The organism is Rhodanobacter lycopersici, from assembly GCF_040812335.1.
GTDB classification, from domain to species: Bacteria; Pseudomonadota; Gammaproteobacteria; order Xanthomonadales; family Rhodanobacteraceae; genus Rhodanobacter_A; species Rhodanobacter_A lycopersici.
This window is the reverse complement of sequence record NZ_JBFOHK010000005.1, coordinates 292,657-308,490: the sequence shown is the minus strand read 5'-3', so window position 1 is coordinate 308,490 and position 15,834 is coordinate 292,657. Positions and strand designations below refer to the sequence as shown.

The following is a 15,834-nucleotide window of genomic DNA, read 5'->3' as shown; positions in this document are numbered from 1 at the left end:
CCGATTCCCGCATCCCCGCGACGTTCGTGCCGGACGCCGCCACTGCAAGGCATCCCCATGAACCTCAAGACCCTCGACGTCACCGATCCGCTGGTCATCGCCGGCACCAGCTATGCCTCGCGCCTGCTCACCGGCACCGGCAAGTACAAGGACTTCGACGAGACCCGCGCGGCCTCGCAGGCCGCCGGCGCGGAGATCGTCACGGTGGCGATCCGCCGCGTGAACATCGGTCAGGACGCGAACGCACCGAGCCTGCTCGACGCGCTGCCGCCGGACGAGTTCACCCTGCTGCCGAACACCGCCGGCTGCTATAACGCGGTCGACGCGGTGCGCACCTGCAAACTGGCGCGCGAACTGCTGGACGGTCACAAGCTGGTGAAGCTGGAAGTGCTGGGCGACCAGCGCACGCTGTTCCCCGACGTGGTGGAAACGCTGAAGGCCGCCGAGACCCTGGTCGCCGACGGCTTCGACGTGATGGTCTACACCTCCGACGACCCGATCCTGGCGAAGAAGCTGGAGGAAATCGGCTGCGTGGCGGTGATGCCGCTGGCCGCGCCGATCGGCTCGGGCCTGGGCATCCAGAACCGTTACAACCTGCTGGAGATCGTGGAGAACGCCAGGGTGCCGATCATCGTCGACGCCGGCGTGGGTACCGCCTCCGATGCCGCGGTGGCGATGGAGCTGGGCTGCGACGGCGTGCTGATGAACACCGCCATCGCCGGCGCCAGGGATCCGGTGCTGATGGCGCATGCGATGAAGCTGGCGATCGAAGCCGGCCGCGCCGCGTTCAAGGCCGGCCGCATCCCACGCAAGCGCTACGCCTCGGCTTCCAGCCCGATCGACGGCACCATAGCTTGACCGCCCTACGCCCCTCTCCCGCTTGCGGACGCGGAGAAGGGCCATGGACGGCCCTGCTTTGAGGAGCGAGGAAGAGGGGCCGGGGGAGAGGGATCGCTGAAACGCGCTATTGAAGTCTTGCGCAAGTCACCAACCATTCGCTCCGCCCGCGCCCTCTCCCGCCCTGTCGGGCACCCTCTCCCGCAAGCGGGAGAGGGTATTCACCCAGAAACACCTCGCACATGACCGACCACGACGCCCCCGACCACCTCCGCCGCATCCGCAGCTTCGTGTTGCGCGAAGGGCGCATGACGCCGGCGCAGCAGCGCGCCTTCGACGAGCACTGGGCGCGCTACGGCATCGACTACACGGGTACCTCACAGGACTATGCCGCCCGCTTTGGCCGGCAGGCGCCGGTGGTGCTGGAGATCGGCTTCGGCAACGGCGAGGCGCTGGCCTGGGCCAGCGAGCACGATCCGGCGCGCGACTATCTCGGCATCGAAGTGCACGGCCCCGGCGTGGGCCGGCTGATGAATGCGCTGGCCGCGCGCGATGCGCGCAACGTGCGCCTCTACAAGCACGACGCGGTGGAGGTGCTGGAGCACGAGATCGCGCCGGGCACCCTGGCCGAGGCGCGCATCTGGTTTCCCGACCCCTGGCACAAGAAGCGCCACAACAAGCGCCGCATCATCCAGCCGGCCTTCGTCGCCCTGCTCGCCTCGCGCATGGCTCCCGGCGGCCTGCTGCATCTGGCCACCGACTGGCAGCCCTATGCCGGGCACATGCTGGAGACGATGGAAGCGGCGCCCGGCTGGCGCAACGCCGTCGCGCCCGGCCAATACGCCGAGAAGCCGGCATGGCGCATCGAGACCCACTTCGAGCGGCGCGGGCTGAAGCTGGGGCATGGGGTGTGGGATCTGCTCTACCGTCGCACCTGACACCTCCGGCAGCAGCGTAGGAGCGGCTTCAGCCGCGATTCGTGCGGCAGGTCGCGGCTGAAGCCGCTCCTACAATCGCTCCTATGGAAATGGCCTGCGGCACCCACGGTTCACCAGCCCTTGCATCGCGCCGCTTATACTTGCGCGAACCTGCCAGGGACGAGCGCCGCAGCGTGAATTCGCCACTGCCACCCCGCATCCACCCACGTCCGACGCCCGTCCGGGAAGCGCGCTAGTGCCACTCACGCTCACCCCCGAAATGATCCTGGTGCTCGGGCTGGTGGGCTTCACCATGCTGATGCTGGTGCTGGAGTGGATCCGCGCCGACATGGTGGCGCTGCTGGTGGTGGTGGTGATCGGCCTCACCGGGGTAATCCCCTCCGACCGCGTGTTCAACGGCTTCGCCGGCAACGCGGTGATCGCGATCATCGCGATCATGATCATGGGCGAGGGGCTGGACCGCGCCGGCGTGCTCAACCTCACCGCGCACCTCGTGATGAGGCTGGCGCGCGGCATGGAGTCGCGCCTCGGCGTGGTCATCAACCTGATGGCCAGCCTGTTCAGCGCGGTGATCCCCAGCCAGGCGCTGGCCGCCCTGATGATCCCGGTGTCGAGCCGCCTGTCCGCGCGCACCGGCGTGCCGATCTCGCGGCTGCTGCTGCCGATGGCGTTCTGCATCCTCACCGCCACCAACACCACGCTGATCGCGAACTCGCCGCTGATCGTGCTGAACGACCTGATCGCCAGCGCGAACGCGAACCTGCTGCCGGGCGCGCACACCATTCCGAAGTTCGGCCTGTTCAGCGTGACCCCGGCCGGCCTCGCGCTGGCCGCGGTGGGCATCGGCTACTTCTACTTCTTCGGCCGCAAGTTGCTGCCCGGCCACGAAGACGAGCGCCTGAAGGTGACGCCCGGCCGCACCGAGAGCTACTTCGCCGACACCTACGGCATCGTGGGCGAGAGCGCCGAGCTCACCGTTACGGCCGAGAGCCCGCTGGTGGGCATGAGCATCGGCGAGGCCGAGCAGTTGCATGACGCGCCGCTGATCCTGGCGATCAAGAGCGGCAACGAGGCACGCATGGCGCCGCCGGCCGACCACGTGATCTGGGTGGGTTCGGTGCTCGGCGTGCTGGGGCCGCGCGAGCAGCTCAACAGCTTCGCCAACAACCAGCTGTGCCGCGTCTCCACCCGCATGCGCCAGCTGGGCGAGCTGTTCAATCCCACCCGCGCAGGCATTTCCGAAGTGGTGATTCCGCCGGTGTCGCGCTTCATCAAGCACACCGTGGGCGAGCTGCGGCTGCGCAAGCGCTTCGGCATCTCGGTGCTGGCGGTGAACCGCGGCGACCAGGTGCTGCGCGACGACGTGCGCGCGGTGACGCTGCGCGCGGGCGACACCGTGGTGGTGCACAGCACCTGGCGCGACCTCTCGCTGGCGGCGGAGGACAAGGACCTGGTCGTCGTCACCGACATCCCGAAGGAGGAGCAGCGCCCCGGCAAGATCTGGCAGGCGGTGGGCTTCTTCGTGCTGGCCAAGTGCCTCGCGCTGTTCACCAACCTCGATCTCTCGGTGGCGATGATGACCGGCGCGATCGGCATGCTGCTCTCGGGCGTGCTGAACATGGACGAGGCCTACAAGGCGGTCAACTGGAAGACCATCTTCGTCACCGCCTGCCTGATCCCGCTGGGCTGGTCGATGGACTCCACCGGCACCGCGGCGTGGCTGGCGCAGTACGTGCTGCACTACCTGGGCAGCGCCTCGCCATGGGTGCTGCAGGCCACGCTGGCTGTGCTCACCCTGCTGTTCTCGCAGGTGATGTCCAACGTGGGCGCCACCGTGATGATGGTGCCGATCGCGATCAGCGTGGCGGTGGCCACCGGCGGCAACCCGTCCGCCTACGCGCTGATCGTGGCGGTGTCGTCATCCAACACCTTCCTGCTCAGCTCCGGCCACCCCGCGCTGATGATGGTCACCGGCCCCGGCGGCTACAAGGGCAGGGATTTCCTGCGGGTGGGCGCGCCGCTGACCCTGGTCATGCTGATCGCTACCCTGGTGTCGATCAACCTGCTGTTCCGCTGAAGAGGGCGGCCAAGAGCCTGCTTGATCCTGCGATCAAGGGCGATCGCAAGGGGCAAGCCACACCTCGTCGCCACGCAGTTCCAGCGCCAGCGCACGCAGGTGTTCGCCGCGGCAGGGGCCGGCCACGCAGATGCCATCGTTGCGGTTGAAGCTGGCGCCGTGCACGGCGCAGATCAGCAGTTCGTCCTTGAGCAGGAAGCGGCCGGGCGCGTAGTCCAGCCGACGGCCGGCATGCGGACAGACGTTGAGCCAGGCCCGCACCTCGCCGCCACGACGCGCGACGATCACGCTCTCGCCGTCGAGCGCGGCCACGTCCTCGATTGCGGTGGCGCCGCCGTCGGGAATCTCGTCCAGCCGGCACAGCAGAGTGGTAGGAGAAACAGTATCCATCGGCACTTGTCTCGCAGGCCGGATGGCCTCATCGTTGCACACGTAAGTCCTTGATTTTAGCACACGGATTTTTAACACATGCGCTTCCATCTGCCCTCGCCCCGCCGTTCCCGCCACCCGCTGGTGCGCGCCCTGTCGCTGCTGCTCGGCATCGCGATGCTCGGTGTGTTGCTGGTATTCGGGCTGGCCGTGGCCGGCGTGCTGCTGCTCGGCGGCGGCCTGCTGCTGGCGTGGCGGCAGTGGAAGCAGATGCGTGCACCGCTGACCCGGGCCGCGAAGCCGAACAAGCCGGCGGCGGACGTGCTGGAAGGCGAGTTCGTGGTGATCCGCCAAGGGCCGGTCGCGCACTGACGCAAGATCCGGATGGCGCACGACGCCGCACCGGCACAGCATGGCGCCATGCACTATCGGACAACGCCATGAATACGCACTTTGCTCCCATCGCCGAAACCCTCGAACGCGTGCGCGCCCGCATCGAGCGCGCCGACGAGACGCCCACGCTCGACGCGCTGGCGCAGTTCGCGCAACTGAGCCCCGGCCACCTGCAGCGCGCGTTCCGCCGCCGCTACGGCATGAGCCCGTCCGAATACCACCGTGCCCGCCGCTTCGGCCAGTTCAAGGCCGCGTTGCGCGACGGCGCAGCGGTCACCGATGCGGTGTACGAGGCCGGCTTCGGCTCCGGCAGCCGCGTCTACGAGCACAGCGACCGCCTGCTCGGCATGACCCCCGCCAGCTATCGCGCCGGCGGCGCCGGCGCCAGCATCCGCTACACCACCACCGCCACGCCGCTGGGCCGGCTGCTGGTGGCGGCTACCGCACGCGGCATCTGCGCGGTGACCCTGGGCGCGGACGACACCGAACTCGAAGCACGACTCACCGCCGAATTCCCGCAGGCCACACGCGAACGCGTGGATGCGGGCCGCGAGGAATGGCTGGATGCGGTGATCGCCCGCATCGCCAGCGAGCTGGGCTGGAGCGATGCCGACGCACCCGCGCTGCCGCCGCTGGACGTGGCCGCCACCGCGTTCCAGTGGCGGGTGTGGGACGCGCTGACCCGCATTCCCGCCGGCGAGACGCGCAGCTATGGCGAACTGGCCGCCGCGATCGGCGCACCGAAGGCCGCGCGCGCGGTGGGCAACGCCTGCGGCAACAACCGCCTCGCGCTGATCGTGCCCTGCCACCGCGTGGTGCGCGAGGACGGCACGCCCGGCGGCTGGCGCTGGGGCGTGGAACGCAAGCGCGCACTGCTGGCGCGCGAACGGCGCTATGCGAAACGCTAGGAATCGCCTGTAGGAGCGCACCCTGTGCGCGAATGCTCGTGGCTCGATCGGAACGCCATTCGCGCACAGGGTGCGCTCCTGCGGACCATTGCCTTGACGCCGCCTCAAGCCTGCCTTGCGGAAGACTCGCTACCGCGCGGCCGCTGCCTCCTTCATCATCCATGCTGTCGCCGTTCCCCCACGGCGATGCGCGGCGCCGGTCGAAGTCCCGGATGGCTCCCCCGTTGCCTGTAGACTGCGCCGCGCGCTGCTCCTCTGCCGAGTCCCCGTCATGAACGATGCCACCGCTCTCACCGCCAACGGCGCGGCGAACGCCGCTGTCGACCGCACGCGCCTGCTGGTGCCGCTGGGGCTGCTGGCGCTGTACGTGATCTGGGGCTCGACCTATCTCGGCATCCGTTTCGCGCTGGAAAGCTGGCCGCCGTTCCTGCTCGCCGGCGTGCGCTTCCTGATCGCCGGCGCATTGCTGTTCGGCTACCTGCGCCTGCGCGGCGTGGCGCCGCCTACCTGGCGGCAGTGGCGCAATGCGGCGGTCGTCGGCGTGCTGCTGCTTGGCCTCGGCAATGGCCTGGTGTGCTTCGCCGAAGAGCGCGTGAGTTCGGGCATCGCCGCGGTGGCGGTGGCCAGCATGCCACTGTTCGCCGCGCTGTTCGGCAGCTGGTACGGACACCGGCCGAGCCGGCGTGAGATGCTCGGCCTGCTGATCGGCTTTGCCGGCGTGATCGTGCTCAATCTCGGCAGCGACCTCTCCGGCTCGCGTGTCGCCGCAGTGGCACTGCTGGTGGCCGCGGCCGCGTGGGCGTTCGGTTCGGTGTGGAGCAAGCAGCAGGACATGCCAGCCGGGCCGATGAACACCGCCGCGCAGATGCTGTGCGGCAGCGCGTCGCTGCTGCTGATGGGCTTCGGCGGCGGCGAGCGGTTGCCGGCGCATCCCGCGCTGCACGCCAACCTCGCGCTGGCCTATCTGGTGGTGGTCGGCTCGCTGATCGGCTTCAGCGCCTACCTCTACGTGCTCAAGCACGCGCGCCCCGTGCTCGCCACCAGCTACGCCTACGTGAACCCGCCGGTGGCGGTGCTGTTCGGCATGCTGCTGGCGGACGAGCATATCGGGCCGTTCGAGCTCGCCGGCATGTCGGTGATCCTGCTCGGCGTGGCGGCAATCACGCTGGCACGCCAGAAGCGCCCAGCGTAGGAGCGCACCCTGTGCGCGATGGCTCTGCACTCCGATCAGAGCGAAAAGCCATCGCGCACAGGGTGCGCTCCTACGGATAGGGCGCCTCGACCTTGGTCGGCTTGCCCCGTCCGCATGCGCCGCGCCACCATGCCAAGGACATCGCACGGGGAACGGCATGAACACGACGAACGAAGGCCTGCTGGCACGCCTGGCGCTGCGCAGCGCGGCGTGGTCGGAACACTGGTTTCCCGATGCATGGGTATTCGCGGCGCTGGGCGTGGTGATCGTGGCGCTCGCCACCCTGGCCTTCGGCAGCACGCCGGTGGCCACCGTCAACGCGTTCGGCGACGGCTTCTGGAGCCTGATCCCGTTCACCATGCAGATGGCCTTCGTGGTGATCGGCGGCTACGTGGTGGCCACCGCGCCGGTGGTGGCGCGCTTCATCGAGCTGCTGGCGCGGGTGCCGAAGAGCGGGCGCGGTGCGATCTGCTACGTGGCGCTGGTGAGCATGCTGGCCTCGCTGCTGTCGTGGGGTTTCTCGCTGGTGTTCGGCGGCCTGCTGGTGCGCGCATTGGCACGGCGCGAAGACCTGCGCATGGACTATCGTGCGGCCGGCGCGGCGGCGTACCTCGGCCTTGGCGCGGTGTGGGCGATGGGCCTGTCCTCGTCGGCGGCGCAGCTGCAGGCGAACCCCGCCAGCATGCCGCCGGGCCTGCTCGCGATCACCGGCGTGCTGCCGTTCACCAGCACCATCTTCCTGTGGCAGTCCTTCGCGCTCACCGCCTGCCTGATCGCCGCCTCGCTGCTGGTGTGCTGGCTCACCGCGCCGTCGGGGAGCAACGCGCGCACCGCGCGCGATTTCGGCGTGACCGAAGCCGCCGCCGTGCCGGAATTGCCGCCGCGCCAGCGCCCCGGCGAATGGCTGGAATACAGCCCGCTGCTGTCGGTGCTGATCGGCCTGCTGGGGCTGGGCTGGCTGGGCCACGAGTTCGCCACCAAGGAAGCGGTGAGCGCGATCGCCAACCTCAACACCTACAACTTCCTGTTCCTCACCGTGGGCCTGCTGCTGCACTGGCGCCCGCGCAGCTTCCTCGACGCGGTGGCGCGCTCGGTGCCGAGCACCGCGGGCGTGCTGATCCAGTTCCCGCTGTACGGCGGCATCGCCGCCCTGCTCACCCACGCGCAGGGCGCGGGCGGCGTGACGCTGGCGCACCGGCTGTCGCAGCTGTTCGTGCACGTGGCCAGCACCGACAGCTTCCCCGCGGTGATGGGCGCGTACTCCGCCATCCTCGGCTTCTTCGTGCCCTCCGGTGGCGGCAAGTGGCTGGTGGAGGCGCCCTACGTGATGCAGGCGGCGAACGACCTGCACGTGCATCTCGGCTGGGCCGTGCAGGTGTACAACGCCGCCGAGGCGCTGCCCAACCTGATCAACCCGTTCTGGATGCTGCCCCTGCTCGGTGTGCTGGGCCTCAAGGCGCGCGACGTGGTGGGCTACACCTTCATGCAACTCGCGGTGCACGTGCCGCTGGTGCTGGGTTTGCTGTGGCTGCTGGGGCTGACGCTGACTTATGTGCCGCCGGTGATGCCGTAGGAACGCACCCTGTGCGCGATTGCCTTGCGCTTCGATCGAAGCACCAGAGCAATCGCGCACAGGGTGCGCTCCTACAGTAGACGTCCGGTCACAGCTCGCGCAGCGCCGTGGTCACCGGCAAGCGCGCGGCGCGCACGGCGGGAAACAGGCCGCCGACGAAACCGATCGCCAGCGCCCATTTCAGGCCCGTCCAGACCAGCGCGGGGCCGACCTTGAACTGGAACATCACGTCGGTGAAACCGTTGAGCGTGGAGGCGGTATAGCCATCGAACACCAGCCACACCAGCAAGGCGCCAAGCAGGCCGCCGGCGAGGGCCAGCAGCATGGTCTCCAGCATCACCGACATCACCACCGGGACGCTGCGAAAACCGATGGCGCGCAGGGTGGCGATCTCGCGAGCACGCGAGGCTACCGCGGCGAACATGCAGTTGAGCGCGCCGAATACCGCACCGATGGCCATGATCACACCCACGGTGATGCCTACCACGCGGATCGTCTTGGCCAGGGTTTCGGACTGGCGGGCGAAGAACGCGCGCGTGGTGTCGGCCTCCACCTTCAGCTTGGGATCGGTCGCCAGTGCCGCCTTGAACGGTTCGAACGCTGCCGCGCCGGTGAGCTTCACCAGCACCGATTCGGCACTGTTGCCGCGGCGGTAGGCCGCGGCCACTTCCTGGCGGTCGGCCCACAGCTCCGAATCGTAGGCGTCGCCGCTGGCGAACACGCCGACCACCTTCCAGCCCTGCCGGCCCAGCTTCACTTCGTCGCCCACGTCCAGGCCAGCGAATTCGCGTTGCGCACCCTGGCCCACCACCAGTTCGTTGAGGCCCGGCTTGAACGTGCGCCCGGCGATGATCTTCAGCTTCGGTCGCAGGGCCCAGGCCGTATCGTCCACGCCGCGCAGCTGCGCGTTGGCATCGTCGTCGGAGCCCTTCTTGTGCAGGCTGGCCGTCACCACCAGCTCGGCCGAGGCCAGCGGCTTGCCGTCGCCGCCGCGGGCGATGCCCGGCGCCTGCTCGATCGCATCGATGTCGTCGCGGGTCAGCACCGACTGCGCCTCGGACACCGAACCGCCGCGCAGCACGATCGCGGTATCGTCGCGGCCGCCGCTCTGCAACGTGGCCTGGAAGCCCTGCCCCATCGCCAGCAGCGCCACTAGCACGCCGACCACGCCGGCGATGCCTATCACGATCACCGACGACGAGCCCAGCCGTTGCCGCAGCGTGCCGACGCCCACTGCGGTCACCGAGCCGGCCTGGCGACCGCTGCGCGTGAGCGCCATCCACAGTGCCAGCGCCACGGCGAGCGCCGCGACGCCTAACCACGGCAACGCCGTCCATGCCATCAGCGCCGCCACGACGACCAGCAGCAGACCGAGGTTGATCAGGAATTTCTTCATGGCTCGCTCCTCACCGCCCGCTCAGGGCGTCGACGATGTTCAGGCGCATCGCACGCCATGCGGGCGGCAGGCCCACCACCACACCGATCAGCACCATCAGCAGCACGCCGGCCGACCAGGTGCTGCCGGCCATCGCGTGCACCGGCACCATGCCGCCGCTGGCGGTGCCGATGCCGGGGATGATCAGCGACACCAGCGCCAGGCCGATCACGCCGCCCAGCAGCAGCATCAACACGCCTTCGGCCAGCACCATCGCCAGCACGCTGCGGCTGGAAAAACCGATCGTCTTGAGCACCGCCAGCTCCGACGTGCGCTCGCGCACCGCCTGCATCATGGTGTTGCCGGTCAGCAGCAGCAGGGTGAAGAACACCGCGCCCATGATCGCGCTGACGATCAGGCCGATGTTCACCAGCTGCTTGATGAAGGAGGCCTGGAACGCCTGCTCGGTCTGCGCGCGGGTCTCGTGGTCGGAATTGGCCGAGATCGCGTCGATCGCCTTGGCCACCGCGTCGGCCCGCGCCGGGTCGGCCACCTTCACCACGTACCAGTGCACCGTGCCGGAGCCGAAGGCGTTGTTCTCGTCGAAGTACTTCCAGTGGAACATCATCATCTGCTCGCGGCCGGCGTCGCTGGGATTCTTCGCATGGAAGATGCCCACGATGTCGAACGTCCAGGTGCTGCTTCCGCTGGACCTGGACGGGAAGATGGTGGACTGCAGCGGGATCTTGTCGCCGACCTTCCAGCCGAACTTCCTGGCCAGCGCGGCGCCGACCACGGCGCCGGTGCGCGTCTTGTCCCAGCTGGCGCGCTGGTCGGCCGGCAGGTCCAGTTCCGGATAGAGGTCGAAGTAATCCGGGCTCACCGCGAAGCTGATGACCTGGTTGCGCGGATCCTGGTAGACGCCACCGAACCAGTTCGCCGAGGCCACCGCCGACACGCCCGGTACCGCGGCGATGCGCGCACCCAGGCTTTCGGGCAATGGCTGCTGCATCGACATCCTCGAGTTCACGATCAGCCGGCCCGCGCCCGCCACGCTGTCGCCCGCGTTGAAGGCCTGGCGCACCGAATCGAGCAGGCCGAACAGCACGAACGCGGCCATGATCGACACCAGGGTGAGGAAGGTGCGCGACTTGCGCCGGAACAGCGCGGCCCAGATGAGATGGAAATATTTCATGGCGCCGTCCTCATGCTGCGATCTGCTCGACCAGGGTGCCCTTGTCCAGATGCAGGGTGTGGTTGGCGTACTCGGCGGCCTTGGGGTCGTGGGTGACCATCACGATGGTCTTGCCGTGCTCGCGGTTGAGCGTGCGCAGCAGGCCGAGTACGTCCTCGGCGGACTGGCGGTCGAGGTCGCCGGTGGGTTCGTCGCAGACTAGCAGGGTGGGATCGGAGACGATCGCGCGGGCGATCGCCACGCGCTGCTGCTGGCCACCGGACAGTTCGCTGGGCTTGTGCGAGGCGCGATCGGCCAGGCCCACCAGCTGCAGCGCGATGGCCGCATTCTTCTTGCGTTGCGCACCCGAGAGCCTGGTGAGCAACAGTGGCAGTTCCACGTTCTTCTGCGCGCTCAGCATCGGCATCAGGTTGTAGAACTGGAACACGAAGCCGACATTGGCCGCGCGCCATCTCGCCAGCGCGCCGCCGCCAAACTGGTCGATGCGCGCACCGGCCACGCCGATGCTGCCGGCCGTGGGCGAATCGAGGCCGCCGATCAGGTTGAGCAGGGTGGTCTTGCCCGAACCGGACGGCCCCATCAGCGCGAGGAAGTCGCCTTCGGCGATGTCGAGGTCGATGTGGTGCAGCACCTCGACCTTCTGCTTGCCGCGCTGGTAGACCTTGGAGAGGTCGCGGATCTGGATCAACGTGTCCATGGTGTGTCTCCGGTGTGTGCCCGCATGGTTGGCATGGGCGGCGTAGGAGCGGCTTCAGCCGCGAAAGGCATGGTGCTGGAATCGCGGCTGAAGCCGCTCCTACGCCCGCCTCTCAGGGTTTCGATGTTTCCGTCTGGACGTCCGCACCATCGCGCAGCGCGGCTGGCGGCGACAGCACCACCGCGTCGCCTGCCTGCAGCGCGTCCGGCACCAGCTTCATGTCGCCGTAATCCTGCGCCGCCGGCTGCACCGTGCGCAGCTGCGCCTTGCCGGCGGCGACCACGAACACCACGCTGCGACCATCGCGCTGCGTGATCGCCTTCGCCGGTACCAGCACGCCCTTCGGCGCCTGCGCCGCGTTCGCCGCCTTCTGTTCGAGGAAGGACACCCGCACGCCCATGTCGGGCACGATGCGCGCGTCCTTCTGCTCCAGCGCCACGCGCACCTTCACCGTGGCCTTGCCGCGGTCGGCGGCGGGCACGATGGCGATCACGTGGGCGGGGATCTTCCAGTCCGGGTAGGCATCGAGCACCGCCTCGGCGGGCATGTCCGGCTTCACGCGGCCGATATAGGCCTCGTTGACGTCGACATCCACTTCCAGCGAATCCATGTCGACGATGGTGCCGATGCCGGTGCGCGTGAAGCCGCCGCCGGCGGAAAACGGCGAGATGATTTCGCCCACCTGCGCGTCCTTGGTGGTGATGACGCCGTCGAACGGCGCGTGCACCACGCAGTAGTCGAAGTTGACCTGCGCCTCGACGACCTGGGCGTCGTCCGATGCGGCGGTCTTCTGTTGCGAGATGAGCTGGGCACGCGTGCTGTCGGCCAGCGTGCGTGCCTGCTCGGCATCCTGCCTGGAGACCAGTCCCTGCGTGGCCAGTGCGTCCTCGCGCGTCGCATCGCGCAGGTTCTGCGCCAGCTGGGCCCGGTATTGCGCCACCAGCGCATGCGCCGCGCCCGCCTGCGTCCGCGCCGCGTCCAGCGCGGCCTTGTAGGCGCTGTCGTCCAGCCGGGCCAGCACCTGGCCCTCTTTCACGTGATCGCCTTCCTCGATCAGCACCGCGGTGAGCGTGCCGGTGATCTGCGCCGACACCGTGGCCTGCCGCCGCGCGGTGACGTAGCCGGTGGCCTGCAGCACCGCACCGGCACCCGGATCGCTGGCAGGCGACACTGCCGTGGCAGTCTGCACCATGACGGCGCGATGACTCATCGCCCACCATGCACCGGCGCCGGTCAACGCCAGCAACAGCGCCACGGCGCCGGCGACCCATGGCCAGCGCGGTGCGCGCCCGTCATGCGCCTCACGCTGGTGACGCTCGATGCGCAATTCCTTCAGCAAGTCGGCGTTGCTCACCGCACTCCCCTCGATGACTTCATGCCGGATACGGTAGGTTCGGCATGGCACGCCCGACACGGGCAAGCATCAGGCATCGCGCGTGACAGCTGTCATCCGGCGCCCGCGAAGCGCTACGCTAGGCAGCATGGACTACGTCATCACCCCGCCTGCCGTGCCCAGCCTGCCGATCCTCGGCAGCGGGCTGCGCTTCCCGATCCGCCGCGTGTTCTGCATCGGCCGCAACTACGCCGACCACGCGAAGGAAATGGGGGCCGCGGTGGAGCCAGGCCGGCCGATGTTCTTCTGCAAGCCGGCCGACGCGGTGGTGGCCGATGGCGCCGACGTGCCCTACCCCTCCATCACGAACGATCTGCACCATGAAGTGGAGATGGTGCTGGCGCTGGGTACGGGCGGCCGCGACGTGCCGGTGGAGCATGCCGCCGCGCTGGTATGGGGCGTGGGCGTGGGGCTGGATCTCACCCGCCGCGACCTGCAGGCGCAGGCCAAGGCCAAGGGCCACCCCTGGGACGTGGCCAAGGGCTTCGACCACAGTGCTCCGGTGTCGGCGCTGCACCCGCTGGCCGGCGCCCTGCCCGGCCCCGACACCGAGCTGCGGCTGAGCGTGAACGGCGCGCTGCGCCAGCACGGCAGGCTGGGCGACATGATCCACGACGTGCCGCACCTGCTGTCGCAGCTTTCCGCGCTGTTCGAGCTGCGGCCCGGCGATCTGGTGTTTACCGGCACCCCGGCCGGTGTGGCCGCGCTGGCGCGCGGCGACCGCTTCCATGCCGAGCTGGCCGGCTACGCCGAACTGGATGGCCGGATCGCCTGAGCTTCCGCCGGATCCTGTTTGCGCCATTCATGCCGCGACGGCACATGCTGCGCTAGAGTCTCCCCGCCATCCGGCGTACCAATCGGGGAGTAGCACCAATGAGCATGCTGCAGGAGTTCAAGGCGTTCGCCATGCGCGGCAACGTGATGGACATGGCCGTCGGTATCGTGATCGGCGGCGCATTCGGCAAGATCGTCAGCTCGCTGGTCAGCGACGTGATCATGCCGCCGATCGGCATGCTGACCGGCGGCATCGATTTCTCGGCGATGAAATGGGTGCTCAAGGGCGCCGACGACAGCGACCCCAAGCACAAGATCGCCGAAGTGGCGATCAACTACGGCACCTTCATCAATACCATCATCACCTTCATCATCGTCGCGTTCGCGATCTTCATCGTGATCAAGCTGATGAACCGGCTGCAGAAGAAGAAGGAAGAGGCGCCTGCCGCGCCGCCGGCCGACGTGGCCCTGCTCACCGAGATCCGCGACCTGCTCAAGAACAGGCAGTGATCCTCGCCTGCGGGGGCGGCTCCGGGCCGCCTCCGCGTTCTGCATGGCGTGACTTCCGGCCCAAGCGGGGCGCCGCATCGGCGCGATAATCGCGATTCCATCGCAAGGAGTCACGCATGCGCCGTCCCGCCCTCGCCCTGCTCACCACCAGCCTGCTGCTGGCCGGAGGCTTCGCCAATGCCGCCGATACCGGCATTCCCGCCACGGCCGTAAAGACGGCCGAACAACTGCGCGACAAGGCACTGCACGATGACACCGCGTACCAGGTGGTGAAGTCGCTGACCACCGAGGTCGGCCCGCGGCTGGCCGGCGGCCCGAACGACCAGCGCGCCCGCGACTGGGCAGTGGCGAAGTTCAAGGCACTGGGCTTCGACAAGGTCTACACCGAACCGGCGACCTATCCCCTGTGGGTACGCCACCACGAAAGCGGCTCCATCGTGGCGCCATTCCCGCAGCAGCTGGTGCTCACCGCGCTCGGTTATTCGCCGGGCACGCCCAAGGGCGGACTCACCGCGCAGGTGGTGGCCTTCGACAGCCTGGCCGCACTGAAGGCTGCCGATCCGGCCACGATCAAGGGCAAGATCGTCTACGTGGGCTACCGCATGCAGCGGCACCAGGACGGTCACGACTACGGCATGGGCTCGGCCGTGCGCACGGCCGGCGCGGTGGTCGCCGCCGACAAGGGCGCCGCCGGCTACCTGTTGCGCTCGGCCGGCACCGACGCGCACGAACGCATCGCCCACACCGGCGTCACCGGCTTCCGCCCCGGCGGCAAGGCCATCCCTGCCGCCGCGCTCTCCAATCCCGACGCCGACCAGCTCGAACGCGTGCTGGCCTATGGCAAGCCGGTGACGGTGAAGCTCGACCTCGACTGCGGCATCGTGGGCGAATACACCGGCGCCAACGTGATCGGCGAGATCACCGGCAAGAAGTACCCGGACCAGGTCGTCGCCATCGGCGGGCACCTGGATTCCTGGGATCCTGGCACCGGCGCGATCGACGACGGCGCCGGCATCGCCATCTCGATGGCCGCCGCCAAACTGATCCACGACCTGCCGCAGCGCCCCGACCGCACCATCCGCGTGATCGCCTTCGCCAACGAGGAGATGGGCCTGTGGGGCGCGCGCGCCTACGCGGACAAACACGCGAAGGAGGTGGCGAACTTCATGCTCGGCACCGACTCCGACCTCGGCGCCGGCAAGGTGTACCGGATGAGCGCCAGCGTGAAGCCCGAGGCACGGCACGCGATCCAGCAGATCGCCGACGTGCTGAAACCGCTGGGCGTGGCCTACGACGCCACGCGCCCCGGCGGCGGCGGTTCCGATCTCGGCTCCATGCACGCCAAGGGCATGGCCGCGCTGACCCTGGACCAGGACGCCACCTGGTACTTCGACTGGCACCACACCAGCAACGACACGCTGGACAAGATCGATCCCAGGGAACTCGCGCAGAACGTGGCGGTATACGCGGCGTGGACCTACATGGCGGCCGAGGCGGACGGCGACTTCGGCTCAGCGCCGGGTGCCTTTGCAGGTGACGGCGCCGAAGACTGAAGCCTGCGGCAGATGCGGAAACGAAAAGGCGGCCTTGAGGCCGCCTTTTC

15 protein-coding genes are annotated in these 15,834 nt (G+C 68.8%); 10 read left to right on the top strand and 5 right to left on the bottom strand.

Annotated elements, in window-relative coordinates; genetic code table 11:
• The first annotated feature begins 57 nt into the window (after positions 1-57).
• The 3 genes from ABQJ54_RS17390 to ABQJ54_RS17380 all read left to right on the top strand — a co-directional run bounded on the left by ABQJ54_RS17390 (position 58) and on the right by ABQJ54_RS17380 (position 3,852).
• Positions 58-858 carry a thiazole synthase gene (locus tag ABQJ54_RS17390; protein WP_367855584.1) on the top strand — a complete coding sequence of 267 codons (801 nt, stop codon included), beginning with the start codon at positions 58-60 and terminating at the stop codon, positions 856-858.
• 221 nt (positions 859-1,079) lie between these two features.
• Entirely contained in the window at positions 1,080-1,775 is a 696-nt protein-coding gene (gene trmB, locus ABQJ54_RS17385; protein ID WP_367855583.1) for a tRNA (guanosine(46)-N7)-methyltransferase TrmB, read from the top strand.
• A 259-nt stretch (positions 1,776-2,034) separates the two neighbouring features.
• Entirely contained in the window at positions 2,035-3,852 is a 1,818-nt protein-coding gene (locus tag ABQJ54_RS17380; protein ID WP_367855679.1) for an SLC13 family permease, read from the top strand.
• 33 nt (positions 3,853-3,885) lie between these two features.
• Here ABQJ54_RS17380 and ABQJ54_RS17375 read toward each other — a convergent pair whose 3' ends face one another.
• Entirely contained in the window at positions 3,886-4,242 is a 357-nt protein-coding gene (locus ABQJ54_RS17375; protein WP_367855582.1) for a Rieske (2Fe-2S) protein, read from the bottom strand.
• A 78-nt stretch (positions 4,243-4,320) separates the two neighbouring features.
• Between ABQJ54_RS17375 and ABQJ54_RS17370 the strand changes: the two genes are divergently transcribed.
• From ABQJ54_RS17370 to ABQJ54_RS17355, 4 genes are all read left to right on the top strand, one after another.
• Positions 4,321-4,593 carry a hypothetical protein gene (locus ABQJ54_RS17370; protein WP_367855581.1) on the top strand — a complete coding sequence of 91 codons (273 nt, stop codon included), beginning with the start codon at positions 4,321-4,323 and terminating at the stop codon, positions 4,591-4,593.
• Positions 4,594-4,661: 68 nt separating this feature from the next.
• The gene (locus ABQJ54_RS17365) at positions 4,662-5,522 is read left to right on the top strand and encodes a methylated-DNA--[protein]-cysteine S-methyltransferase (RefSeq protein ID WP_367855580.1); all 861 of its coding nucleotides are present in this window, start codon (positions 4,662-4,664) and stop codon (positions 5,520-5,522) included.
• A gap of 271 nt (positions 5,523-5,793) precedes the next feature.
• Entirely contained in the window at positions 5,794-6,714 is a 921-nt protein-coding gene (gene yedA, locus ABQJ54_RS17360) for a drug/metabolite exporter YedA (RefSeq protein WP_367855579.1), read from the top strand.
• A gap of 157 nt (positions 6,715-6,871) precedes the next feature.
• Complete coding sequence (locus tag ABQJ54_RS17355; RefSeq protein ID WP_367855578.1) at positions 6,872-8,287, top strand: short-chain fatty acid transporter; 1,416 nt, start codon at positions 6,872-6,874, stop codon at positions 8,285-8,287.
• A gap of 88 nt (positions 8,288-8,375) precedes the next feature.
• Here ABQJ54_RS17355 and ABQJ54_RS17350 read toward each other — a convergent pair whose 3' ends face one another.
• The 4 genes from ABQJ54_RS17350 to ABQJ54_RS17335 form a co-directional block, all read right to left on the bottom strand.
• Positions 8,376-9,683 (bottom strand): ABC transporter permease, encoded by a 1,308-nt coding sequence (locus ABQJ54_RS17350; protein ID WP_367855577.1) that lies wholly within the window; start codon positions 9,681-9,683, stop codon positions 8,376-8,378.
• A 10-nt stretch (positions 9,684-9,693) separates the two neighbouring features.
• Positions 9,694-10,857 (bottom strand): ABC transporter permease, encoded by a 1,164-nt coding sequence (locus ABQJ54_RS17345; protein ID WP_367855576.1) that lies wholly within the window; start codon positions 10,855-10,857, stop codon positions 9,694-9,696.
• A gap of 10 nt (positions 10,858-10,867) precedes the next feature.
• Entirely contained in the window at positions 10,868-11,554 is a 687-nt protein-coding gene (locus ABQJ54_RS17340) for an ABC transporter ATP-binding protein (RefSeq protein WP_367855575.1), read from the bottom strand.
• Positions 11,555-11,666: 112 nt separating this feature from the next.
• Positions 11,667-12,908: an efflux RND transporter periplasmic adaptor subunit gene (locus tag ABQJ54_RS17335; RefSeq protein WP_367855574.1), complete on the bottom strand. Its 1,242-nt coding sequence runs from the start codon at positions 12,906-12,908 to the stop codon at positions 11,667-11,669.
• Between the two features lie 127 nt (positions 12,909-13,035).
• On the opposite strand from ABQJ54_RS17335, the gene ABQJ54_RS17330 reads away from it, so the two are divergent.
• The 3 genes from ABQJ54_RS17330 (at position 13,036) to ABQJ54_RS17320 (ending at position 15,784) form a co-directional block, all read left to right on the top strand.
• A complete protein-coding gene (locus ABQJ54_RS17330; protein ID WP_367855573.1) occupies positions 13,036-13,722 on the top strand; it encodes a fumarylacetoacetate hydrolase family protein in 687 nt (228 codons plus the stop codon).
• A gap of 98 nt (positions 13,723-13,820) precedes the next feature.
• Positions 13,821-14,231: a large-conductance mechanosensitive channel protein MscL gene (gene mscL, locus ABQJ54_RS17325; RefSeq protein ID WP_367855572.1), complete on the top strand. Its 411-nt coding sequence runs from the start codon at positions 13,821-13,823 to the stop codon at positions 14,229-14,231.
• 116 nt (positions 14,232-14,347) lie between these two features.
• Positions 14,348-15,784: a M20/M25/M40 family metallo-hydrolase gene (locus ABQJ54_RS17320; protein ID WP_367855571.1), complete on the top strand. Its 1,437-nt coding sequence runs from the start codon at positions 14,348-14,350 to the stop codon at positions 15,782-15,784.
• Positions 15,785-15,834 lie beyond the last annotated feature (50 nt).

Bases quoted from the DNA above. Each gene is read 5' to 3' on its own strand.
- ABQJ54_RS17390 (WP_367855584.1), top strand. From the start codon at position 58: ATGAACCTCAAGACCCTCGACGTCACCGATCCGCTGGTCATCGCCGGC.
- trmB (WP_367855583.1), top strand. From the start codon at position 1,080: ATGACCGACCACGACGCCCCCGACCACCTCCGCCGCATCCGCAGCTTC.
- ABQJ54_RS17380 (WP_367855679.1), top strand. From the start codon at position 2,035: ATGATCCTGGTGCTCGGGCTGGTGGGCTTCACCATGCTGATGCTGGTG.
- ABQJ54_RS17375 (WP_367855582.1), bottom strand. From the start codon at position 4,242: ATGGATACTGTTTCTCCTACCACTCTGCTGTGCCGGCTGGACGAGATT.
- ABQJ54_RS17370 (WP_367855581.1), top strand. From the start codon at position 4,321: ATGCGCTTCCATCTGCCCTCGCCCCGCCGTTCCCGCCACCCGCTGGTG.
- ABQJ54_RS17365 (WP_367855580.1), top strand. From the start codon at position 4,662: ATGAATACGCACTTTGCTCCCATCGCCGAAACCCTCGAACGCGTGCGC.
- yedA (WP_367855579.1), top strand. From the start codon at position 5,794: ATGAACGATGCCACCGCTCTCACCGCCAACGGCGCGGCGAACGCCGCT.
- ABQJ54_RS17355 (WP_367855578.1), top strand. From the start codon at position 6,872: ATGAACACGACGAACGAAGGCCTGCTGGCACGCCTGGCGCTGCGCAGC.
- ABQJ54_RS17350 (WP_367855577.1), bottom strand. From the start codon at position 9,683: ATGAAGAAATTCCTGATCAACCTCGGTCTGCTGCTGGTCGTCGTGGCG.
- ABQJ54_RS17345 (WP_367855576.1), bottom strand. From the start codon at position 10,857: ATGAAATATTTCCATCTCATCTGGGCCGCGCTGTTCCGGCGCAAGTCG.
- ABQJ54_RS17340 (WP_367855575.1), bottom strand. From the start codon at position 11,554: ATGGACACGTTGATCCAGATCCGCGACCTCTCCAAGGTCTACCAGCGC.
- ABQJ54_RS17330 (WP_367855573.1), top strand. From the start codon at position 13,036: ATGGACTACGTCATCACCCCGCCTGCCGTGCCCAGCCTGCCGATCCTC.
- mscL (WP_367855572.1), top strand. From the start codon at position 13,821: ATGAGCATGCTGCAGGAGTTCAAGGCGTTCGCCATGCGCGGCAACGTG.
- ABQJ54_RS17320 (WP_367855571.1), top strand. From the start codon at position 14,348: ATGCGCCGTCCCGCCCTCGCCCTGCTCACCACCAGCCTGCTGCTGGCC.